Here is a 21,844-nt window from a genome sequence, read left to right as displayed (position 1 = left end):
TAGTACTATTTTAAATGTAAATCGTAAAGGTTACGCTTTAAACAAGAAAGGAAGTTTTATTTTATGAAAAAGAAGATACCTGTAACAGTGCTGAGCGGTTACCTTGGTGCAGGAAAAACAACCCTGTTAAATCATATTTTATCTAATAGAGAAGGTTTGAAAATTGCTGTAATCGTTAACGATATGAGTGAAGTAAATGTAGACGCCGCACTTATAAAACAAGGTGGGTTTTCCAGAACCGAAGAAAAGTTGATAGAAATGCAAAACGGCTGTATCTGTTGTACATTGCGAGAAGACCTAATGAAGGAAGTGGAGCGCCTTGTTGATGAAGGCAACATTGACTATATCGTTATTGAGTCTTCAGGAATCAGTGAACCAATTCCCGTTGCCCAGACTTTTACATACTTAGATGAGGAGTTCAATATTGACCTCACAGAAAAGTGCCGCTTGGATGCGATGATTACCGTAGTAGACGGTTTCCGTTTCTATGATGACTATCAATCAGGTGAAAGCCTTCTAGATCGCAAACAGGGAACAGATGAAACAGATATCCGTGAAATTTCCGACCTATTAATTGACCAGATTGAATTTGCAGATATTCTATTATTAAATAAAACTGATTTACTAGAACCAGAATATGTAGTGGAATTAGAGGCACTATTGAAGAAATTGAATCCTGAGGCAAAAATTATTCAAACGGTAAACAGCCAAGTGGAATTAGAAGCTATTTTAAACACCATGCTTTTCGATTTTGAGAAAGCGAGCCAAGCTGCCGGCTGGATTAAAGAACTGAACGAAGAGCACACTCCTGAAACCGAAGAATACGGAATTTCCTCCTTCGTATATCGTCGCCGAAAACCATTTCATCCAGAGCGATTTAAAGCTTGGCTAGATAATTGGCCTGGCGAGATTGTCCGAGCCAAAGGATTCTTCTGGCTTGCTTCAAGAAATGATATGGCTGGATTGATTTCGCAAGCTGGTGCATCTATTATGATTCAAGGTGCTGGTGAATGGGTCGCAAGTTACAGTGAAGAGGAGAAAAAACAAACATTAAAAGAAGAACCGGAATTGCTAGAAAGATGGGATGAAACATACGGAGACAGAATGACAGAACTTGTCTTCATTGGCATTGAAATGGAACAAAAGCAGATTGAACGCTCTTTAGACACCTGTCTTTTAACTGAAAAAGAAATGAATGAGGATTGGTATGAGCTTGCAGATCCTGTTCCCGCTTTTATCGTAGAGTAATTGTAAAAATTTTATAACATTAATCTTTTCAGTTCTCAAATCGTAATAGTTACGATATAATGTGTTGGGATACAAAATGAGAGGAGAAAATCATGAAAACTAAATCTATTTTTATCGCAATGATGCTAGTAGTTTTTACATTCCTAGTTGGATGTAATTCAGATAATAAGGCTTCTGACGGCAGTGAAAAATTGACCGTCTATACAACCATCTTCCCTTTGGAGGACTTTACAAAGAAAATTGGCGGCGATCATGTTGATGTAAAGTCTGTCTTTCCTGCAGGTGCAGATGCACATACTTTTGAGCCATCTACTAAAACAATGAGTGAAATGGCTTCTGCTGATGCTTTCATCTACTCAGGAGTAGGTGCGGAAGGTTTTGCAGATAAGGCTAAAGGCGTCCTAGAAAATGAAGATGTCACTATTGTTGCCGCAGGAGATGGAATTGAGTTACGCGGTGAAGAAGATAGTCATGAGGAAGAGCATAATCACGAGCATGAGGAAGAAGCTCATGAAGAAGAGCACGATCATGAACATGAAGAAGAAGCTCATGAGGAAGAGCACGATCATGAGCATGAGGAAGAAGCTCACGAGGAAGAGCACGACCACGAGCATGAAGAAGAAGCTCATGAGGATGAGCACGATCATGAGCATGAGGAAGAAGCTCACGAGGAAGAGCACGATCACGAGCATGAAGAAGAAGGACATGAAGAGCACGATCACGCTGATGGAGACCCTCATGTATGGTTAGACCCTACTCTTTCTATCACACTTGCTGAAAATGTTAAAAATGCACTAGTTGAATTAAAACCAGAAGCAAAAGAAGATTTTGAAGCAAACTTTGAAACGCTGAAAACTGACTTAGAAAAATTAGATGCAGAATTCAAGGAAACAGTAGATAGCGGGAAAACAAATAAGATTTTAGTTTCCCATGCAGCATACGGTTACTGGGAAAACCGTTATGGATTGGAGCAAATCAGCGTGACTGGTTTATCTCCAACGCAAGAACCTTCACAGAAACAACTGACTGAAATTATCAACACTGCAAAAGAAAATGAAATCAAGTATGTTATTTTTGATCAGAACATCAGCGGCAAGATTGCTGAAGTAGTGAAAAATGAAATTAAAGCAGAAGCTTTAGTTTTGCATAACCTAGAAGCTGCAACAGAAGAAGACGTAGAGAACGAAGAAGATTACTTCAGCTTGATGCGTCAAAACATAGAGACTTTGAAGAAGGCGTTGAACTAAATAGATATAGAAAGAGGCAGCCTTTGGTGGGCTGCCTTCTTTCACTTCCTCTATTCTCCCCGTAAAGCCTCACAAAACCTTTCCACTTTCCTATCATCAATATCTTTTCCTATCAGTATAATAGTGGGCTCTACGTCGGTTTTCTCGATTCTATTCAACACCAAAGTAGAAGCAGCATACTGAAACTCGTATAATCCAGGAGTTTCCTCCAGCCGCACAATCCCTTTAGACCTTACCACCTGTTTTGAGAGTTTCTTTAATTGTTTCTCCAATACCACTCGATTGATTGGCTCGGAAAACGCCACTTTGACAGCTTCGATATGGTGGTGATGATGATGGTGGCCATCGTGGTCATGTCCATCCACATGCTTCTCTACCCTCACTTCTCTCATTTGCATTCTCTTTTCCAAAAGAATCTCCAGAGGCACTTCACCATAACTCGTCCGATAAACAGGTACGTGGTCCTCTAGCTCATCAGCAAGTTTGGACTCCACTTTAATCAGCTCTTTTTCGGAGACAAGATCCATTTTATTTAGCACCAACAAATGGGCAGATGTGACTTGTTCCTTCAACAGGCCTCGTATTGCTTTGGAACTGTTGAAAAAGCTTTGATACTCGAGATAATGACTGGCATCCACAAGACTGATCATGGACTGCAATTCAAAATATTCCATATACATGGGTGTCAACAAAACATCTTTAATTTCCAGTGGATTGGCGACACCTGTACCTTCAATAATTAATACGTCCACTTTTTCGCCTACATACTGATCAAGCGTGGATTTTAAATCGTCTTGAATGGTACAGCAGATGCATCCATTAAGAAGCTCCACCACTCTCTCTCCCTGAAAAAGATGATTTTCCACATTCTCATCACCAAGTTCATTTAAAATGATTCCCGGCTTTAATCCTTCATTTTTAAAATGTTCTAGCATATGTAAAAGCACGGTTGTTTTGCCGCTTCCTAAAAATCCGCTTATAACGTAAACTGGTACCTTTTTAGACATCTTTTAAGCACTCCTAACGTTTCTACTTATTATCTTAATACCCATTATACAATTGGCTTAAAAGCAAATAAACCAAAAACAAATCGTAATCATTACGTTTTTATTTTATCTGTAATCCTGTTATCTTTCAACTTATTTCATTCCGGCTCTGGGTTATTTGTAAGTGCCGTTTTTTCTTTAGCAAATTATGCATATTTTGTGGAAAAATGTGGACTCTAACCGTATATAACAGCTTGAAGGGACGTAGCCAAAATGGAAGATGTAGTAATTGCACGGTCACTGTTCGGAACTACGATGGGATTTCATATCATATTTGCAACACTTGGCGTCGGGATTCCGTTAATGATTTTAATTGCAGAATTGATGTATCAGAAAACGCAAAATCGAGAATATGCCATTATGGCAAAAAGATGGACTAAAGCGAAAGCGGTGCTACTTGGAGTCGCAATCCCAACTGGGACAATCGCTGGAGTTCAACTCTCCCTTTTGTGGCCTGGATTCATGGAGGTCATTGGAAAAGTTATGGCACTCCCGTTTCAAATTGAAATTTACGCGTTTTTCATTGAAGCATTATTCATTTCCATATACGTGTATGCAGCAGACCGCATTTCACCGTGGATGCGAATCTTGAGTGTGACACTTGTAACGATAGGTGCGGCTGCATCAGCTGTCTTGATAACGAATGTCCATGCCTTCGAAGGAACACCCGCAGGCTTCCGAATTGAAAATGGCCAGATTGTCGATGTCGACCCATGGGCCGCTTTTTTCAACCCAAGCTTCGTCGTGACAGCTGCACATGTAGCGGTCTCCGCATTTATGACAGGTGCGTTTGTCATTGCCTCCGTTGCGGCTTATAAAATGTTAAGAAACAAACATGATGAAAGAGTATATAGATTTCACCGAAAGGCTCTGATTATGGGGCTTGTAGTAGGAGGAATCTTTTCGTTTATGACTGCTATTAACGGTCATGAATCTGCGCAACTTTTGCATCAATATCAACCAGAAAAGTTGGCAGCAGCAGAAGGCCTTTTTGAAACACAATCACACGCCCCGCTCGCAGTTGGAGGATTCACAGATAGGGAAACAAAAGAGGTAAAATGGGGCATTGAGGTACCATGGGCATTAAGCTTTTTAGCGGATGATCGTTTTGACACGGTTGTTGTCGGTCTCGATGACTTCCCTGAGGAGTATTGGCCACCATTATTTGTCCATACTCTTTTCAATGCAATGGTTGGAATCGGTTCTCTGTTGATCATGCTCTCTTTGTTTGGGTTCTTTTGGAGCAAGATTCTCAAAAAAACAACCTATCCAAAATGGCTTATGTGGCTATTTGTAGCTGCAGGCCCACTTTCCATGATGGCCATTGAATTTGGATGGATCTTTGCATGTACGGGTAGACAACCGTGGGTAATCTATCGAATCATGTTGACGGAAGATGCAGTAACTGGCAACCAAAACCTTGCCGCATTATTCATCGCATTTGCAGGGATCTATGTACTTCTCGGAGTCGCAGTTGTACTAGTCCTTCGCTATTACTTCAAGCGCCATCCGGTTGAGGACGAGTTGAACGATATTCCCCCATCATCTAATGGGGTTCAAGCATAAGGAGGATTACCTTCATGACAGATGTAATATTGGCAATAACCGTCCTATGGGGCTTCATTTTCATCTATGCCGTCATGGCGACGATGGACTTTGGTGCAGGCTTTTGGTCGATGCTCTATATCAAAAATGAAAAGACAAATGCCACCAATATCGCTAACAGATATTTATCGCCGACGTGGGAAGTGACCAATGTATTTGTTGTAGCCGTAGTGGTGGCGATATACAGTTTCTTTCCTAGCGCTGCCTATACGCTTGGTACTGTGCTCTTAATACCGGGAAGCATCATTCTTCTTTTGCTTGCCGTGCGAAGCGGGTTCCTTGTGTTCTCACATATTGTGGATGATTACCATAAACCTTTAACATATGTCTCGGGAATCAGCGGTATTATCATACCGGCCATTTTAATACTTGTATTGCCGATTACTCATGGCGGTTTTGTAGATAATATCGACGGTGTGGATACATTAATGCTGGGCCGTTTATTAACAAGTCCCAATGCACTCTCCTTCATCCTTTTTGCAATTAGCAGTACATTGTTCTTATCTTCTTTGTTGCTTGCAGACTTTTCTAAAGTTGCAAACGACAGACATGCGTATGCAATTTATAGAAGAGATGCCTTAATATTGGGGCCAGTGTCATTATTAGGTGCCCTGTTAATTATGATTACCATGCGATATGAAGCAACATGGCTCTTTAATGGAATGATGGACTATATTGTCTGGTTGTTCATTTCTGCTGGCATGTTTGTCGTAACAGGCGTGGCTCTTGTTATTCCTGGAAAAAATGGATGGACCGGACTGCCGAGATTAGGGGTTGTTTCTGCTTTTATCCAGTATGCCTTGGCAAGTTACGCATACGGACGAGCACATCTTCCCTATATCATCTATCCAAATGTCACGATTCAAAACGCATTTACAGACCCTGCTTCCTTTCGGGCGCTCTTCATCACGTATATTGTTGGTTTTATCATTTTATTTCCAGGCTTTATCTACTTCTGGCGATTGTTTATGAAGGACGAAAAGTACATCAAAAGCGAAAACTAAGGTCAGGAATTTTATGTTCCTGGCTTTTCTTATTTTGAAAAATTACAAAGAACTTTCTGGATCGAACTCCATGAACGCTTACAGTAGAAAACAGGTTTGTTGCTCTCTTTTGCTTTTTGCTTGATCACTTTAGCAAGATTGTGGTTGATGTAATCAGTAAGTACCAAAATAATATCAATATGCTCAGGAATGCTTCTTTTCACAACTTGCACCTTTCTTCCGTCAATATGTAAGACATTTTCAAATCCCTGTGTAACAAGCTTTTCTTGAATATTTCCTAAATGATCTGCGCCAACTACCATTAATGATGCCATAAAATACTACTTCCCTTCTATTGTTTAATTGAGAATCGTTCTCTTTTATAAGTTTATAATAATTGAGAATGATTCTCTTTGTCAATAAAATTATAAATTATACCTATTTTTTTAATGAAGTATGAAATTTTTTTTACGGCTAACAATAGAGATGTATCTTCTGTACAAAAAAGGAGGACGTAACAATGGCAAAAGAAGTTTTATGTGAAGTGGAAAACTGTAACTATTGGGGCCAAGGTAACCTTTGCCAAGCTGACGCTATCTATGTGGTAAGCCATAAAGGGAACACTGCACACGATTCTAAGGACACCGACTGCAAAACATTTAAACCAGCTCATTAATCGTAAAAAACAAAGAGCCCAAGAGCTGCGTGGCAGGCAGTTCTTGGGCTTTTCTATGTAAGAAAACCAGTACTTTAGTTGTTTGGTTAATCGCCGCCGTTCCTTTCCGCAAATGGCTTCGCTTTCCTAGGGGCGCTGCTGGAGCCTCCTCGGCTTCGCCTGCGGGGTCTCCACCTAGCGCTATCTCCCTCAGGAGTCTTCGCCTTTTGCTCCAATCCACAGCTAGAAATTACATGAACAAAAAGTTTATTTTTTCAGTAGTTAATTCAAATCTCTCTTCATAAACCCTACGTTGAATGAAGTAACCTAGTTGATTGGAGTGGAAGGCGCGCAGACGCCCGCGGGAGGAAGGGACAGGGGAGACCCCTGAAGCGGAGTGAGGAGGCTCCCGGACCGCCCGCAGGCAAGCGAAGCGCCTGGAACGGAAATCAACGGTATAATATACCAAATATTTTAAAAGCTCCCATTTACTGGAGGCCGTTGCTTTCCTTCGATAAACTTCTTCTAAAGAACCACTTCATCACCAATCCGTGCTTAGGCGATAAGAAAAAGGTTAAAATAAACAATATCCCAGCCATTGAAGCCATCATGCCTGATATTGAGACATTGAACAATGATGCTGCATAATATCCAAGAACTGCCGAGGCAACCCCGATACCAGCACTTAATAAAAGCATAATACTCAGTTTATCAGTCAGGAGATAAGCACTTGCCCCTGGAGCAATGAGCATCGCGACAACTAAAATTGCCCCTACACTATCAAAAGATGCAACCGTTGTGATGGAGAGCATCCCCATTAATAAATAGTGCATGAACATAACCGGTATCCCAATGGCAAGTGCCATTTCAGGATCAAAAGAGCAAATTTTCAACTCCTTATAAAAAAGCAGAATGATTGCCAGATTAATGATCAGAACTGCGCCAAGCATCCAAACTGCCCTCGGTCCCACATCTATACCTGCAATAGTCAATGTGTCCCAAGGAACAAAAGCGATTTCCCCCATCAATGCATGATCCACATCTAAATGGATTCTACCCGCATATAAAGAGACTAAAATCACGCCTAGTGCAAAAAGGGAGGTAAATACAACGCCGATTGCCGCATCCGATTGCACACCTGAAGAATGGAGCAGCTGAATGAAAAATGCGGTCAATAACCCAACAACTAATGCGCCTGCAAACATATAAATACCGTCTAAGCTGTTTGAGACTAGGTATGCGCCAACGATACCAAGTAATACAGTATGACTAATCGCATCTGCAAGCATGGCCATTCTTCTCAGGATAAGAAAACATCCGGTAAGACCGCAAGTAATGCCGACTAATGATCCAGTTAGAATAATCCACCCTTCATAACTCATCAGCCTTCACTCCCTTCTACTGCAGAATGGAAGCCTTTTTTCCCTATTTTTCTTTTCTTTTTATATAAAAATAAACCATTAGGTTCCCTTCCAAAATCCTTGAGCAAAGCTCGCAGCTCATCAATTATTTCTTTCGGTCCATTTAAAAGGTCCATGCTTCCCTCTCGCCAGTTTGAAACAGGGAATTTGCTTTCAAACATCAGATACATATCCAGTAACCTGTTTTTCAGAACAATTTCATGGGCCAACTCCATCCCTTTTTCCGTTAGCATCAATTGTTTATTAACTTGTTCCTCTGTTATTAATCCTTCTTTTTTCAATTCCTTTACCACCCCGAGCAGTGTAAGGGTGGACACAGGACGTAATTCGACCACTTGTTGGAAGGTATAGCTTCCGATTTCTTTCCCTTCTGACTCTTTCAAGGTGGTTTCACTCAACTCATACAGACTTGACAGAACATTTTCCCGTGTTACTAAGCGTTTGACTTTCCATTGCTTCACCATTTTAGGCAATAACCCTTTTTTGGCACCAAATATAAGGGAGATTAAAAACAATACCGTTGCTGCCAAAATTATTAAAGGACCTGTTGGCATTCCGCGTGAAAGTGTACTGAGCAATGTCCCAACAACTCCAGAAATTCCTCCGACCAGCCCGGCCAGCACTACCATATGATCAAGCCGTTCCGTCCAATACCTTGCAGCTATGGCAGGCGTAATTAACATCGCTGCCATTAAAATAACCCCAACCGCTTGAAGCCCGATAACAACTGCTCCTACAATCATCGTCATCAACAGCCCATTCAACCACTTGGTCGGTAATCCTATCCCTTGCGCAAATTGAGGGTCAAAGGTAATCAGCTTCAATTCCTTGAATAGGATGAACGTGATAAAAATCAACACAAAGGCAATCACACTGATAATTTGAACATCCAATCCGACAATCGCTGCCGCTTGCCCGAAAATAAAGGAATCAAGCCCAGCCTGATTTCCACTCCCATTTTGTTGAATGTAAGTCAACAGGACGATACCGAAGCCAAAAAACACTGAGAGAACGAGACCAATCGCAGTATCTTCTTTAATGCGAGAATGTTTAATAATGGCTTGAATACAATAAGTCCCGATTAATCCTGAAATGGATGCGCCAATGAGGAACCATGACATTGATTTCGCCCCATATATTAGGAAAGCGATACAAATACCCGGTAGGGCAGCATGTGCCATGGCATCCCCAAGAAGGCTTTGCTTCCTTAATAAAGCGAAACTTCCGATGACACCACTAGCTATTCCAAGCAGTATCGTTCCTAGCAGCACCCACTGCACGTTCGGATCTTGTAGCATATTGAGAACCGTTTCCATACTGTCACTCCTATTGTTCGACAATGGCATGATTTTGGTCTAAAAATGCCAACCGTCCACCATACGTTTTTTGCAAATTATCCATCGTGAATACTTCTTCTGTTGGACCTATCGCAATTTTCCTGAGATTAAGCAAGAGCACCCAGTCAAAATACTCCTTCACTGTCTGGAGATCGTGATGTACTACCAGCACCGTTTTTCCTTGTGCTTTCAGTTCATTAAGAATGGTTATGATCGCTTTCTCCGTTGCAGCATCCACCCCGACAAATGGTTCATCCATAAAATATACACTTGCGTCCTGTGCCAGAGCTCTTGCCAAGAACACTCGCTGTTGCTGACCACCCGAAAGTTGGCTGATCTGGCGAGTGGCATATTCTTTCATTCCCACTTTATCAAGGCACTCAAAAGCAAACTCCACATCTTTCTTATTCGGCCGTTTTAGCCAGCCAATATGACCGTATCTCCCCATCAGGACAACATCCAAAGCATTTGTTGGAAAGTCCCAATCAACCGACCCACGCTGTGGCACATAGCCGATTAATTTACGTTGTGATTTGTATGATTTTCCATAGATTGATATAGTACCAGACGCCTTTGGAATTAATTCCAAAGCCGCCTTAATTAATGTAGATTTACCAGCACCATTCGGTCCGATAATCCCGATAAGTTTTCCTTCCGGTACGCTGAAACTAATTTCTTTTAATACAGGTTTACGATGATAAGCTACTGTTAAATTTTCTATTTTGACCGGCTCCATATTCGTTCACCTTGCTTTCTAATTTGCTTTTTCAATTTAAAAAATAATTTATTTTAGCGAATTAACGATTGTTTCGATATTATGTCGGAACATTCCTAAATATGTTCCCGTTTCAGTTCCTGCAGCTCCCATCGCATCAGAGTACAATTCCCCACCAATTTTAACTGTGTGCCCTCTGCTTTCTGCACCTTGCACTACTGCATTGATGGAATCTTCAGAAATACTGCTTTCTACGAATACAGCCTTGATATCTCTTTCCACCAGTAAATCTACAATGGACCGCACATCATTCAACCCAAACTCTGCATCTGTACTTAATCCTTGCAGTCCAGTTACTTCCATATCATAAGCTTCACCAAAATATTGAAAAGCATCATGAGCTGTTACGAGCACTCTGCTCTCTGGTGGGATTGTAGCAATTTGTTCTTTTGCATAAGCATCCAATTCTTTCAATTCATTTATATAGGCTTCTGCGTTCTTTTCATAATACGCAGCGTTTTCTTCATCTTGTTCAACTAATGTATTTCTCACTTCTTCTACCGCATACAACCACAAAGTGATATCAAACCAAATATGCGGATCCATTTTGTCAGTTTCTCCTTCTGCTTTTAGAAGCAATTCGCTTGGAACAGACTCAGCTACAGGAATAGTTGGTTTTTCTTCTGTCATCTTATTCAGGATTTCGCCCATTCTCCCCTCTAGTCTAAGCCCATTGTAAAAAATAATATCCGCATCATTCAATTTACTTAAATCCCCTTGTGATGCTTTATACAAGTGAGGATCGATCCCTGGCCCCATGAGACTTTCCACTTTCACTTTATCTCCACCGATGTTCTCTACAATATCAGCAATCTGCGCAATCGTTGTAGTAACCTGGATAGTTTCTTTCTCATCACTGTTAGCCCCTGATGAACATGCAGTCAATCCAAAACTGATAGCCCCAATCAGGACCAATCTCCCCAATAACTTTCTCATTTTTTTATCTCTCCTTTTTAAACAAGTATTTGTACTAAGTAACAAAAGTTTCGCTTGTGCAAATTTTATGGTAAAAAAATACACATTTTTTACCTTACTCCTAGACCACTTTATGCAGAAGAAAATAAAAATGTGATTCAAACTTGACCAATTACAGTAATTTAACCCTCAACCTAAAAAGTTGCCCTCATACAAAACTTAAACCCTAAGCAAACTTTTGTCAAGAACAAAAAAGCTCGAAAAGAGTGAAAAAAAAGAAAGAAAAGGGGTCAAAAAGGGGTCAGACCCCTCTAGGAATTTGGCTATCCACGTCGAATATAAATAAGTTAATGTAAAAAGGCCCTGCAGTTATCTATGCTGCAGGGCCTTTTGTATACTTGTTAGTTCATTTAGTATTTTGTCGGAATTTTTTAGTGGTCTTTTGTCTTTGCATGAAAGGTAGCTTTTCGTTTAGTTATTTGTTCTATAAACGGTTCATCCACTTCAAAGCCGATGCCTGGTCCTTCTGGTACCTTTACTTTGCCATCCTCCACTACCACTTCCGGTATAATAACATCCTTTTCCCAATAACGGCTTGAGGCAGAAAGATCCCCTGGAATAGTAAAGTTTGGCAGAGAAGCAAGGGCGATATGAAAGGCTCTCGAAATCCCTGTCTCCAACATTCCTCCACACCAGACAGGAATGTCATGCTCCTCACATAAGTCATGGATGTCGATCGCGTTAGCCAGTCCGCCTACCCTGCCGATTTTAATGCTCATCACTTTACAGCTGCCAAGCTTTACGGCGTTTCTTGCATCATGGAGGCTCACGATACTCTCATCCAAACAAACCGGAGTGGATAAAACCTTTTGCAGTTCTGTATGCTCCACAATATCATCCGCGGCAAGTGGTTGTTCTATCATCAGCAGATTTAATGAATCTAACTTTTTTAGATGCTCCGCATCCTGGAGCGAGTAGGCAGAGTTTGCATCAACCAGTAAAGCAATATCAGGAAACGCATCTCTTATAATCTTAAGCATCTCGTAGTCGTTTGCCGGATCTATTTTCACCTTAATGCGTTCATAACCTTCTTTTATTCTACTTTCAATGGTAGAAAGCATCCTCTCTGGAGAATCCATGCTCACTACTACCCCAGCTTTCACCTCTTTGCGAACTCCACCAATATACTCAGCCAATGAAACACTCTTCCTCTTAGCGAATAGATCCCACATGGCCATCTCTATGCCGGCCTTGGCCATCTGATTTCGCTTCCAATGAGAAAGAGCTTCGCTCACTTCTCGCGGCGACTTCCATTCTCCCCGGATAATTGTTGGGATAAAAAACTCAGTCAACATATGCCAAGTAGTTTCAATGGTTTCCTCTGTATACCAAGGAGAAGAAAATGCAACCACTTCTCCCCACCCAGAGTGTCCTTTGTCATCCGTAACTTTAACTAAAATGCTCTCTCTATCTGTGACTGTTTCCTGGTGAGTTCGGAACGGTTGAACTAATTTCATAGATGTCAGGAATAAATCAACCTTCTCAATTTTCGTCAATGTCCTCCCACCCCACCAGGCAACATTTTCAATAGTTCTCTGCGCATTAACTTATTTGACGCATTTCTCGGCAAACGTTCCACCACATATATTTTTTTAGGTATTTTATAGCCTGCCAACTGCTCGCGCACAAATGAAAGTAAGGCTTCTTCCAAAAGCTCTTTTTCCCCATCGGAAACAACAAATGCCACTGGAACTTGTCCCCACCGATCATCCGGCATACCGGTAACCCCTGCGTCTTTTACAGAAGGGTGGGAAACAAGGAGCGCTTCAATCTCTGCAGGATAGACATTTTCTCCACCTGAAATGATTAAATCACTTCGTCTGTCCACGACATATAGAAAACCGTCCTCATCCAAAAACCCTAAATCCCCAGTGTACAGCCATCCATCTTTTATTGCCTCAGAAGTGCTCTCTTCCCTGTTGAAATACCCTGTGGTTACGTTTGGACCTTTCACAACGATTTCACCTGTTTCCAGAGGCCCCACTTCCACTCCATCAAGCATTATCTTTAACTGGCACGGAAACAGCGCCTTTCCAGCTGAACCTACCTTCGACATGGAAAAGTCAGGCGAGAGGGTGACAATTTGTGAGCAGGTTTCCGTCATGCCATAGGTCTGATAGACAGGAATAGATTTTCTCATGCACTCTTTCAAAGCCGATTTGGGTACAGGCCCGCCACCAACAAGCATGCATCGAAACGAGGGTGGATAAGATTCTGAACCAAGTTGCTCCAACAAGCCGCTTAGCATAGTCGTCACAACCGAAACAATGCTAACTTGCCGTTCCATCAAATCCTGATGTACTGCCTCCGCTTCAAAACGCTTATGGATAATCACTCTCATCCCATAAATTACACTTCTCATTAAGATGGACAAACCACTAATATGAAAAATAGGTACTGCCAATAGCCAGCAGTCCTCTTCATGCAATCCCATATTCAAAGCTGAGCCTGTAGCACTCCAAAAGTGATTGCCGTAGGTTTGCTTTACTCCCTTTGGAAAGCCTGTAGTACCACTTGTGTACATAATGGTATCAATCTCTTCCAAAGAAAATTCTTTTACTAAAGTCACTTCACTGCCTTCTAGCCTGAGAACCTTTGAAACAGGCACGATTTTCTGAGTTCCCATAAACTCTTTACTTTCCTTCAGCCCTAGTTCTCTTTCGTCATCGACCAAAATAAAGCGGGATTCTGCGTCCTCAACTTGATAGGACAGCTCATTTGAAGTTAATCGCAAATTATGTAATACAGTGATTGCCCCGATATTTTTCAGCGCAAACAACAATTCTACCATTTCTATGCTGTTAGCCATAAAGATAGAAACCCGGTCCCCACGCTTTACTCCCAACTCTACTAACTTACCTGCCAAGTTCAATGAATTTCTGTATAACTCTAAAAAAGTAACCGTTCTATCTTCCATTTCTAATGCTATACGATTAGGAGTCAAGGCAGCCCCGTTTCATTAAAAAGTTCGGCAATATTGTCATCACTATAATCCTCCTCACAACCATTTTCCCATAAAAAGAAGAGCAATCCAAAAGCCAAAAGCTCTTAGATTGCCCTCCAAACACCAAAAGTGTAATTATTAAGGGAAACGAGGGAATTGTCCAAAGTCCGGCTTTCTTTTTTCTTTTAAAAGCATCGCGGCCTTCTTTTGCCTCTTCCGTAGTGTAATACAATAATGTAGCATCTCCAGCGAACTGTTGAATACCTGCCAAGCCATCTGTATCTGCGTTCATGGCAGCCTTCAAGAAACGTAGCGCAGTCGGACTGTTATCTAACATTTCTTCACACCATTGTACTGTTTCATCTTCTAAACGCTCCAAAGGAACAACCGTGTTCACTAGCCCCATATCCAATGCTTCTTTCGCATCGTATTGACGGCATAGGTACCAAATTTCACGAGCTTTTCTTATGCCCAACAATACGTGCAAGGTATCCGGAACCGTAACCAGCATCAAAGCTTCCCACTTTAGGTCCAGTCTGTCCAAAGCGTGCATTATCAGCAGCAATGGTTAGATCACATACTACATGCAATACATGTCCGCCACCAATTGCCCAGCCTGCAACCATTGCTACTACTGGTTTTGGTGTTACACGGATTAGACGTTGAAGGTCAAGTACGTTCAAGCGAGGAATCTCATCTTCCCCAACATAACCACCATGTCCGCGTACTTTTTGGTCTCCACCGGAACAAAACGCTTTGTCTCCAGCACCAGTTAAAATAATGACGCCAACGCTAGAATCGTCACGTGCATACGCGAACGCTTCAATTAATTCCATTACTGTCTTCGGACGGAATGCATTATGTACTTCCGGACGGTTGATCGTAATTTTCGCGATCCCGTTATATGTTTCATATAAAATGTCTTCAAATTGTTTTGGTCCTGCTATCCATTCTCTTGCCATGTTTTATTTCCTCCCTAACATAAATTAGTTCGATAAAAACTCACTTACTATTTTACCAAACTTTCGCGGTTGTTCCACATGAATTGCATGTCCAGCACTATTTATTTTGAAAAAACCTGATTTTTCTATCCTTTTTTTCTATTTCCTGAGCAATAAGGACAAACTTTTCATCCCATTCCCCTGCGGCCAAAAGTACAGGACATTCAATTTTATCAAGGTAACTCCAATTGGAAGGTTGTACTCCTGTCCCAAGACCTCGCAAGCTATTGGCAAGTCCCAGAGGTGAGTTATTCAATCGTTGCTTATAAATAGACTCTTGTTTTACTGCAGGCAATGATTTTTGTGATTGAAAAAGAGGGATGTCTGTCCAAAAATCAACGAAGGATTTCACCCCGTCTTTTTCAATTCTCTCTGCAAGCTTTTCATCCGCTTCTTTCCTTGCGCTCCTGTCCTCCAGCTTTTCCAGGCCAGGAGACGCACTTTCTAGCACTAATTTCGATACCAGCTCGGGATAGGCAACCGCAAAAGAAAGCGCCACCCTTCCGCCCATAGAATATCCATAGATAGATACCGAAGAAATGCTTAATCTATCCAAAATAGATTTCAAGTCAACAAGCATCTTTTCCATTTTATAGCGCTCATGGTGAGCCGGTGCATCAGTTTTTCCATGCCCAAGCTGATCTACCAATATAAAAGTATAGTCTTCCCTATTTTCAAAACCTTCTATTACGTCTTCAAAACTTCTTCCGTTTCCAGTAAAACCGTGCAGCATAAGAACATGGTGGGCACCATCACCGATTTTCTCTACATGATAGTATACCCCGTTAATCTCCATCATTCTTCTTCTCCATAATCGAAATCATTTCCTGGGAAACATTTTTCCACAATTTCCGATGAATCTCTTCATTCTTTGCACGATTTGTCGGAACTTCGATTACTTTTAAGCCTTTATTGTTAATGGAATATGATACTGCCTTTTGGAAAGAAGGCCAATCTTCCGCTCTCATGTAATCGCCTTCGTATAATTTTACCGCATGTTCAAAATTCATACCTGTCGGAGTGCCAAACAACGCTTCAAAATGCTTTTCCACTTTTGACTGTGGAAGGAATGAGAAGATTCCCCCACCATTATTATTTACAAGCACAATGGTAATATTAAGCTTTAGTAGCTTAGCGGCAAGCAGGCCGTTCATATCATGATAGAAAGATAAATCGCCAATAACTAGTACCAGGTTTTCGTAAGCGTTACTTGCTGCAAGTGCAGTGGAAACTACACCATCGATCCCATTGGCTCCCCTGTTGGCAAGCACAGTAAGTTTTTTATCCTCTTTATATAAAAAGGTATCCACATCACGAATAGGCATACTGTTTCCAACAAAAATGGCCGAACTGTCAGGTAACATTGCTTGAAGTTCTGAAATAATTCTCCCCTCAAACATCCCGCTTTCCATCTGTTCTTCGGAAAGTATCTTTTTTGTCACGTCATTTAACGATTTGATTCTATCTACCCATTTAAAGGCATCTCGTGCTGTTAAACTCTCCAATACCTTATGGCAGAAAAACGTTTCTTCGGCATGAACCATATAGCTTGCTTGCAGGGTGGGATCTCTCCACCCACCTTCTCCGTCCACGACAATTTGTATTGCATTACTAGACTTGCTTATGTATTGCATCAAAAATTTTGATACTGGCATTGCCCCAAAACGGATAATGATCTCTGGTTCGAGGTTCTTTTTCACTTCATCTGAACGCAAAAAAGCATCATAGCCTTCTATTACGCAGTCTTTTTCATGCATTCCAGTTCTTAACCCTGATAATGGATCGGCGAAAATTGGATATTGCAAGGTTTGGGAGAGTTCCGTAATCGCACTAGAAAATGCTTCAACTTTTGACTGCGCCATCTCTCCACAAACAATAACTCCTTTTTTTCGTTCGCTCATGAGCATGGCAAAAAAACGAGCCTGATCATCAGAAATGGAATAATCTCCTACATTTACCTCCACGATCGATTCATTACTTTCTTTGTATTTGGACCAAAGCTCATCTGCTTCAAGGTCTGGTATCAAAGGTTCACGTAAAGGGAAATTAAGGTGGACTGGTCCTTTAGGAGCACTAAGGGAGGTACCCGCAGCTCGAGCCGCCATCGTTCTCGCGTAGCGGATCATGCTGCTCGTATCTTCTGGAAGGGACATCTCAACAAACCATTTCACATAGTCCCCATACATTTTTAATTGATCAATCGCCTGCGGTGCACCAACATCACGCAGCTCATGAGGGCGATCTGCTGTTAAGACAATAAGTGGAATTCTGGATTGATGAGCTTCCACAATGGCAGGGTAATAATTGGTTGCTGCGGTACCTGACGTACAAAGAATGGCAACCGGCTTATTCTTTGTCTTTGCGAGGCCTAGTGCATAAAAAGCAGCAGAGCGCTCATCAATGAGAACCGTAATATTGACCATTGGATGTTCCGCCAAGAGGAGAGCTATCGGCGTGGAACGAGAACCCGGGCTTATTACAGCGTCCTCCAGCCCACTTTTTACTAATTCATCTACAAATGCTGCAAGATAATAGGTCATGTCATTCGTTGAATTCATCGTGTTAAGTTGCCCCCTAGTGCTGATAACATTGGACGGAATTTGATCTGTGTCTCTTGATATTCGCTTTCAGGGTCAGAATCTCCGACAATTCCACATCCAGCAAACAAGGATGCTTCTCTTTCCTGAAGCAAACCTGAACGTATAGCGACCACAAACTCTCCATCTTCTTTCCAATCCATCCAGCCAAGCGGTCCTGCATACCAACCTCTATCAAGTCTTTCCACTTCTCTTATTGTTTGAAGGGAAATCTCTTGCGGAAATCCACCTAATGCTGGTGTTGGATGAAGTAGTTTTATTAGACCTGAAAGGCTGCAGTCATCGGTAGATTTCGCCGTTACAGGAGTGTGTAAATGCTGGATATGTTTCATTTTGTAAAGATTTGGTTCCGATGGTGTACGCACGTTTTCACAAACTTTTTCTAACGAAGCACGTATCATTTGCACTACAAGGTCATGTTCATGCATGTTTTTCTCATCCGTAAGTAAAGCGCTGCCTAGTTGTGCATCTTCTTCGACAGATTCCCCTCTGGCAATCGATCCTGCTAAACACATGGACTGAACCTTTTTGCCTTGTTTCTTCACCAACTGTTCAGGTGTCGCACCAAGGAAACAATCGGTCCCTCTTTCCACCGTAAATAAATAACTGTTCGCCTGCTCTTCCATCAGGTTTGCCAATACAGGTGTAACTTTTACCTTATCTTGGAATAGGACTCGCAACTCTCGTGCCAGTACGACTTTATCCATCTGCCCGTCAGTTATTTTCTCTGTAACTTTAGTGATGGACTCCTTCCATTCCATTGGATCCATTTCTAGACACTTTACAATGGAAGTAGTGTTAACATGCTTAATAGAAGAGCCACTCAAAAGCTCCTCTTCAAGACGAACCAATTCTTTCAGTACACTTTCATCACAATCACTCAAATAATTGATGGTAATATAGGTGTTTCCTTCTACTTTTGTAAGCATAAAGGTTGGTAATATAAATAGCGCGTCTGCAAATTGGTCCCATAGCTTTGTTTTCTCCTTTTTTGGGTCAAAGGAAAAGCCTCCATACATAACAGGACCAACCGAATGTGTATCTTCGTTGCAAATTGCCTGACGGATAAAACGCTTCCATTGTGTTTCAATGGCATGATACCTGTCATCTTCTCCATCTGCAGTGAATTCCGCTGTCACACCTGCACCGACCATCATATGCGAATGATCAGGGTTTGACCAAAAGAACCTTTGTCCTTCAAAGAATTGCTCACTTTTCTGAAAAAAATGCAGGGGATCTTGCTGTTCTATTTTTTTAGTATAACTAATTAAGACCGACTGGTTTATCGAGGCCGCTTTTACTTTCGCTTCCTCCCATAAACTCACTATATGATGAAATGGTATTGTAATCATGTAAGACTCCCCCCGAGGCCTTGTTACCGCAAGACTTTGTCTCGAAATTGCTTCCTTAAAGATACACCTCAAAACCTTTTTATGTCAACAAAATGAGCCGTTTTCTTTCGTGTTTCTTCCTTATAATAGATACATGTAAAATCTTCCTGTGTTTCTTCTGAAAAACCGTTGACACCTTTTGTCCCTTTACATACACTTATATAGTATTTATAATGTATTGTTTTCGTTTTTTATTTTGCCATAATAGATGGAGGGGTCACATAATGCAACCTCAGACAATTCAAACAGAGACAAGCTTTCAAGCACCTACAGAAAAAAGATGGAAGGTATGGTGGAACCTGCTGCGTCCACATACTTTAACTGCGGCGTTTGTTCCTGTATTTATCGGAACAGCACTTGCTCTTTATGACACCAGCATTGATTGGCCTTTATTTTTTGCCATGTTACTGGCCAGCCTGTTAATACAGGCAGCGACTAATATGATCAATGAGTATTACGATTATAAAAAGGGACTCGATAATGAACATTCAGTAGGTATCGGCGGTGCCATTGTAAGGCACGGGGTAAAACCGGCCACCGTACTTCAACTGGCATTCGCGTTCTTTGGGATCGCTACATTGCTAGGAGTGTATATTTGCATGAATAGCACATGGTGGTTGGCCGCCATCGGAACAGCCTGTATGGCAGCAGGGTATTTCTACACAGGAGGTCCCTACCCTATTGCATATACCCCATTCGGAGAAATTGTAGCAGGATTCTTTATGGGATTTGTTATTATTCTTATTTCTTTCTACATCCAGACAGGTACCATTTCAGATACTGCAATGTTAATTTCCATCCCGGTCTCCATTCTTGTCGGAGCCATTTTGTTAGCAAATAACATTCGCGATATTGTCGGTGACGAAGAGAATGGCCGTAAAACAGTGGCGATTTTACTTGGCAGAAAAAATGCTATTCTTCTTCTAGCGGCCATGTTCATTGTGTCTTATGCACTTATTGTACTCTTTATTGCACTCGGTTACGCGTCATTTTGGTTATTATTAGTTTTCTTATCTGTTGCTAAACCACTTTCTGCTATTAAAGGTTTCACAAACAATAACAGTAATGTGACGATGATGCCGGCAATGGTGGCAACCGCAAAAACGAATACTATTTTCGGCTTTTTGCTTGGAATCGGACTTGTGATTGGTTACTTTGTATAAGTTTTAAAAACTGACTCTCATGATTGAGTCAGTTTTTTTAATTGGTAATCATGATTTTCAGAATGAACGCTCATAATACAAATAGACAGGATTTGAAAGGAGTCTATCTGTATGTTATCCCCTGATAAAATTAATCAGTTAAAACAACAATTAGAAGATACAAAGCAAACACTTCAAGCCCACTTGGACCAGAATGATCATTACCAGATGGAACAGGAACATCCATATGAAACAGTAAGTGAGCTCTCCGCTTACGATAACCACCCAGGTGATCTTGGAACCGAATTGTACGAAAGAGAAAAAGATTTAGCATTAAATGAACATGCCGAAAAAGAAATGAAAGACATCAATCATGCACTTCAAGCCATGGCATCTGGCACGTATGGAGTATGTGAGGTGTGTGGAAAAGAAATAGACGAAGATCGTTTAGATGCTATCCCTACCACTACCTATTGTAAGGAGCACAGTCCAGATCAGGTTGTATCCCATGACCGTCCTGTAGAAGAAAAAGTATTGATGCCTCCTTATGGACGATTTGAATACGATGAATCAGAAGGCGTGGCATTTGACGCGGAAGACACATGGCAAATTGTTCAAAGATATGGAACGTCTGAGAGCCCTTCTGACTTTTCAGATGATGTGGAGAATTACGACCGCACCTATGTGGAAAGCGAAGAGAATGAAGGCTATGTAGAGGATTACGAAAACTTTGTTGGAACAGATATGTATGGTCAAAATGTTACCGTATACCCATCCATCAAACATGAGGCCTATGAAGATGCCCTTGATGAGGAAGGAATTATGACTTCCTTCGGTGACTTACACGGGTATGAAAAAGATCCTTATACTGATTAACTAAAAAGGAAACCTTAAAGCAATTTTGCTTTTTAGGTTTCCTTTGTTTATTTAGATGGATACATTTCTTGCAAAAATGTCACAGACTGCCTGATTAAATCCTTTAGTACCTCCACGTCAATATCCGCCACTTTATTTATGTACACACATGCCTTCCCAGTCGTATACTTTCCAAACTTTTGCAGCAGTTCTTCCCTTTTTGAATCACCTGTTGCAAAATATAAACTTATTTTGGCCTTCCTTGGAGAAAACCCGACAAGCATGAAATCTCCTTCATGGCCTGTTGGATATTTATAGTGATAAGAACCGAACCCAATAATGCTTGGCCCCCACATTTTTGCCTCATAACCTGTTGTTTCTGTGAAAATTTCTAACAGTCGATAAGCGTCCTCCCGCTTTTTAGGACTTTCCACCGTCTCAATAAATTCAATGACACTATTGTCCGTTTCTTTTGTTTTTAATTCATAGCCCATATTGAATTAACTCCTCCCATCTTTAATAAATCTTTCTTTATTAATTCCACATTTCTACTTGTTTCCCTTTCCCTTTTATCAAATAAGCACCACTTTATTGCCGAGTCCATACATTATCATAGGCCTTT

At 41.2% G+C, this 21,844-nt stretch carries 18 protein-coding genes and 2 pseudogenes; 7 read left to right on the top strand and 13 right to left on the bottom strand.

The window, feature by feature from the left end:
- Positions 1 to 63 precede the first annotated feature (63 nt).
- Positions 64 to 1,248, top strand: coding sequence for a GTP-binding protein (locus M313_RS0111335; protein ID WP_010195238.1), 1,185 nt, complete (start codon positions 64 to 66; stop codon positions 1,246 to 1,248).
- 92 nt (positions 1,249 to 1,340) lie between these two features.
- Positions 1,341 to 2,495: a metal ABC transporter solute-binding protein, Zn/Mn family gene (locus tag M313_RS0111330; protein ID WP_010195233.1), complete on the top strand. Its 1,155-nt coding sequence runs from the start codon at positions 1,341 to 1,343 to the stop codon at positions 2,493 to 2,495.
- Between the two features lie 50 nt (positions 2,496 to 2,545).
- On the opposite strand, the gene M313_RS0111325 is transcribed toward M313_RS0111330, so the two are convergent.
- A complete protein-coding gene (locus M313_RS0111325; RefSeq protein WP_010195232.1) occupies positions 2,546 to 3,502 on the bottom strand; it encodes a CobW family GTP-binding protein in 957 nt (318 codons plus the stop codon).
- A 252-nt stretch (positions 3,503 to 3,754) separates the two neighbouring features.
- On the opposite strand from M313_RS0111325, the gene M313_RS0111320 reads away from it, so the two are divergent.
- Together M313_RS0111320 and M313_RS0111315 are read left to right on the top strand one after the other, a co-directional pair.
- The gene (locus M313_RS0111320; RefSeq protein ID WP_010195231.1) at positions 3,755 to 5,107 is read left to right on the top strand and encodes a cytochrome ubiquinol oxidase subunit I; all 1,353 of its coding nucleotides are present in this window, start codon (positions 3,755 to 3,757) and stop codon (positions 5,105 to 5,107) included.
- 14 nt (positions 5,108 to 5,121) lie between these two features.
- Positions 5,122 to 6,150: a cytochrome d ubiquinol oxidase subunit II gene (locus M313_RS0111315; protein ID WP_010195230.1), complete on the top strand. Its 1,029-nt coding sequence runs from the start codon at positions 5,122 to 5,124 to the stop codon at positions 6,148 to 6,150.
- Positions 6,151 to 6,179: 29 nt separating this feature from the next.
- Here the strand turns inward: M313_RS0111315 and M313_RS0111310 are convergent, their stop codons facing one another.
- On the bottom strand, positions 6,180 to 6,464 hold the full coding sequence (locus M313_RS0111310; protein ID WP_010195229.1) for a DUF2325 domain-containing protein: 285 nt from the start codon (positions 6,462 to 6,464) through the stop codon (positions 6,180 to 6,182).
- A 185-nt stretch (positions 6,465 to 6,649) separates the two neighbouring features.
- On the opposite strand from M313_RS0111310, the gene M313_RS25240 reads away from it, so the two are divergent.
- The gene (locus tag M313_RS25240) at positions 6,650 to 6,805 is read left to right on the top strand and encodes a DUF1540 domain-containing protein (protein WP_010195228.1); all 156 of its coding nucleotides are present in this window, start codon (positions 6,650 to 6,652) and stop codon (positions 6,803 to 6,805) included.
- Positions 6,806 to 7,272: 467 nt separating this feature from the next.
- Here the strand turns inward: M313_RS25240 and M313_RS0111295 are convergent, their stop codons facing one another.
- The 10 genes and pseudogenes from M313_RS0111295 to M313_RS0111250 all read right to left on the bottom strand — a co-directional run bounded on the left by M313_RS0111295 (position 7,273) and on the right by M313_RS0111250 (position 19,186).
- The gene (locus M313_RS0111295; protein ID WP_010195225.1) at positions 7,273 to 8,166 is read right to left on the bottom strand and encodes a metal ABC transporter permease; all 894 of its coding nucleotides are present in this window, start codon (positions 8,164 to 8,166) and stop codon (positions 7,273 to 7,275) included.
- A complete protein-coding gene (locus M313_RS0111290; RefSeq protein WP_010195221.1) occupies positions 8,166 to 9,521 on the bottom strand; it encodes a metal ABC transporter permease in 1,356 nt (451 codons plus the stop codon). The genes M313_RS0111295 and M313_RS0111290 overlap by 1 nt, the downstream gene beginning before the upstream one ends.
- Before the next feature lie 10 nt (positions 9,522 to 9,531).
- Complete coding sequence (locus M313_RS0111285; RefSeq protein ID WP_010195219.1) at positions 9,532 to 10,278, bottom strand: metal ABC transporter ATP-binding protein; 747 nt, start codon at positions 10,276 to 10,278, stop codon at positions 9,532 to 9,534.
- A 48-nt stretch (positions 10,279 to 10,326) separates the two neighbouring features.
- A complete protein-coding gene (locus tag M313_RS0111280) occupies positions 10,327 to 11,253 on the bottom strand; it encodes a metal ABC transporter solute-binding protein, Zn/Mn family (RefSeq protein WP_010195216.1) in 927 nt (308 codons plus the stop codon).
- Positions 11,254 to 11,663: 410 nt separating this feature from the next.
- Complete coding sequence (menC, locus tag M313_RS0111275; RefSeq protein ID WP_010195213.1) at positions 11,664 to 12,788, bottom strand: o-succinylbenzoate synthase; 1,125 nt, start codon at positions 12,786 to 12,788, stop codon at positions 11,664 to 11,666.
- A pseudogene (locus tag M313_RS23420) lies at positions 12,785 to 14,276 on the bottom strand (o-succinylbenzoate--CoA ligase). The gene menC and the pseudogene M313_RS23420 overlap by 4 nt, the downstream one beginning before the upstream one ends.
- A 98-nt stretch (positions 14,277 to 14,374) precedes the next feature.
- Positions 14,375 to 15,198 (bottom strand): annotated as a pseudogene (gene menB, locus M313_RS23415) (1,4-dihydroxy-2-naphthoyl-CoA synthase).
- A 97-nt stretch (positions 15,199 to 15,295) separates the two neighbouring features.
- On the bottom strand, positions 15,296 to 16,036 hold the full coding sequence (menH, locus tag M313_RS23410) for a 2-succinyl-6-hydroxy-2,4-cyclohexadiene-1-carboxylate synthase (protein ID WP_326929601.1): 741 nt from the start codon (positions 16,034 to 16,036) through the stop codon (positions 15,296 to 15,298).
- Positions 16,023 to 17,795, bottom strand: coding sequence for a 2-succinyl-5-enolpyruvyl-6-hydroxy-3-cyclohexene-1-carboxylic-acid synthase (gene menD / locus M313_RS0111255; protein ID WP_010195206.1), 1,773 nt, complete (start codon positions 17,793 to 17,795; stop codon positions 16,023 to 16,025). Before menD ends, menH begins: the two co-directional genes overlap by 14 nt.
- Entirely contained in the window at positions 17,792 to 19,186 is a 1,395-nt protein-coding gene (locus tag M313_RS0111250) for an isochorismate synthase (protein ID WP_010195203.1), read from the bottom strand. Before M313_RS0111250 ends, menD begins: the two co-directional genes overlap by 4 nt.
- 263 nt (positions 19,187 to 19,449) lie before the next feature.
- Between M313_RS0111250 and M313_RS0111245 the strand changes: the two genes are divergently transcribed.
- Complete coding sequence (locus M313_RS0111245; RefSeq protein WP_010195201.1) at positions 19,450 to 20,388, top strand: 1,4-dihydroxy-2-naphthoate polyprenyltransferase; 939 nt, start codon at positions 19,450 to 19,452, stop codon at positions 20,386 to 20,388.
- A gap of 111 nt (positions 20,389 to 20,499) precedes the next feature.
- Complete coding sequence (locus M313_RS0111240) at positions 20,500 to 21,243, top strand: yteA family sporulation protein (RefSeq protein ID WP_010195199.1); 744 nt, start codon at positions 20,500 to 20,502, stop codon at positions 21,241 to 21,243.
- Positions 21,244 to 21,290: 47 nt separating this feature from the next.
- Here M313_RS0111240 and M313_RS0111235 read toward each other — a convergent pair whose 3' ends face one another.
- The gene (locus tag M313_RS0111235; protein WP_010195196.1) at positions 21,291 to 21,716 is read right to left on the bottom strand and encodes a DUF1801 domain-containing protein; all 426 of its coding nucleotides are present in this window, start codon (positions 21,714 to 21,716) and stop codon (positions 21,291 to 21,293) included.
- Between the last annotated feature and the right edge of the window lie 128 nt (positions 21,717 to 21,844).

Source organism: Bacillus sp. m3-13 (genome assembly GCF_000175075.1).
Classification (GTDB): domain Bacteria; phylum Bacillota; class Bacilli; order Bacillales; family Bacillaceae_I; genus Sutcliffiella_A; species Sutcliffiella_A horikoshii_C.
The sequence above is the reverse complement of the archived record's forward strand: the minus strand, read 5'-3'. Positions and strand labels throughout refer to the sequence as shown.

Bases quoted from the DNA above. Each gene is read 5' to 3' on its own strand.
- M313_RS0111335 (WP_010195238.1), top strand. From the start codon at position 64: ATGAAAAAGAAGATACCTGTAACAGTGCTGAGCGGTTACCTTGGTGCA.
- M313_RS0111330 (WP_010195233.1), top strand. From the start codon at position 1,341: ATGAAAACTAAATCTATTTTTATCGCAATGATGCTAGTAGTTTTTACA.
- M313_RS0111325 (WP_010195232.1), bottom strand. From the start codon at position 3,502: ATGTCTAAAAAGGTACCAGTTTACGTTATAAGCGGATTTTTAGGAAGC.
- M313_RS0111320 (WP_010195231.1), top strand. From the start codon at position 3,755: ATGGAAGATGTAGTAATTGCACGGTCACTGTTCGGAACTACGATGGGA.
- M313_RS0111315 (WP_010195230.1), top strand. From the start codon at position 5,122: ATGACAGATGTAATATTGGCAATAACCGTCCTATGGGGCTTCATTTTC.
- M313_RS0111310 (WP_010195229.1), bottom strand. From the start codon at position 6,464: ATGGCATCATTAATGGTAGTTGGCGCAGATCATTTAGGAAATATTCAA.
- M313_RS25240 (WP_010195228.1), top strand. From the start codon at position 6,650: ATGGCAAAAGAAGTTTTATGTGAAGTGGAAAACTGTAACTATTGGGGC.
- M313_RS0111295 (WP_010195225.1), bottom strand. From the start codon at position 8,166: ATGAGTTATGAAGGGTGGATTATTCTAACTGGATCATTAGTCGGCATT.
- M313_RS0111290 (WP_010195221.1), bottom strand. From the start codon at position 9,521: ATGGAAACGGTTCTCAATATGCTACAAGATCCGAACGTGCAGTGGGTG.
- M313_RS0111285 (WP_010195219.1), bottom strand. From the start codon at position 10,278: ATGGAGCCGGTCAAAATAGAAAATTTAACAGTAGCTTATCATCGTAAA.
- M313_RS0111280 (WP_010195216.1), bottom strand. From the start codon at position 11,253: ATGAGAAAGTTATTGGGGAGATTGGTCCTGATTGGGGCTATCAGTTTT.
- menH (WP_326929601.1), bottom strand. From the start codon at position 16,036: ATGATGGAGATTAACGGGGTATACTATCATGTAGAGAAAATCGGTGAT.
- menD (WP_010195206.1), bottom strand. From the start codon at position 17,795: ATGAATTCAACGAATGACATGACCTATTATCTTGCAGCATTTGTAGAT.
- M313_RS0111250 (WP_010195203.1), bottom strand. From the start codon at position 19,186: ATGATTACAATACCATTTCATCATATAGTGAGTTTATGGGAGGAAGCG.
- M313_RS0111245 (WP_010195201.1), top strand. From the start codon at position 19,450: ATGCAACCTCAGACAATTCAAACAGAGACAAGCTTTCAAGCACCTACA.
- M313_RS0111240 (WP_010195199.1), top strand. From the start codon at position 20,500: ATGTTATCCCCTGATAAAATTAATCAGTTAAAACAACAATTAGAAGAT.
- M313_RS0111235 (WP_010195196.1), bottom strand. From the start codon at position 21,716: ATGGGCTATGAATTAAAAACAAAAGAAACGGACAATAGTGTCATTGAA.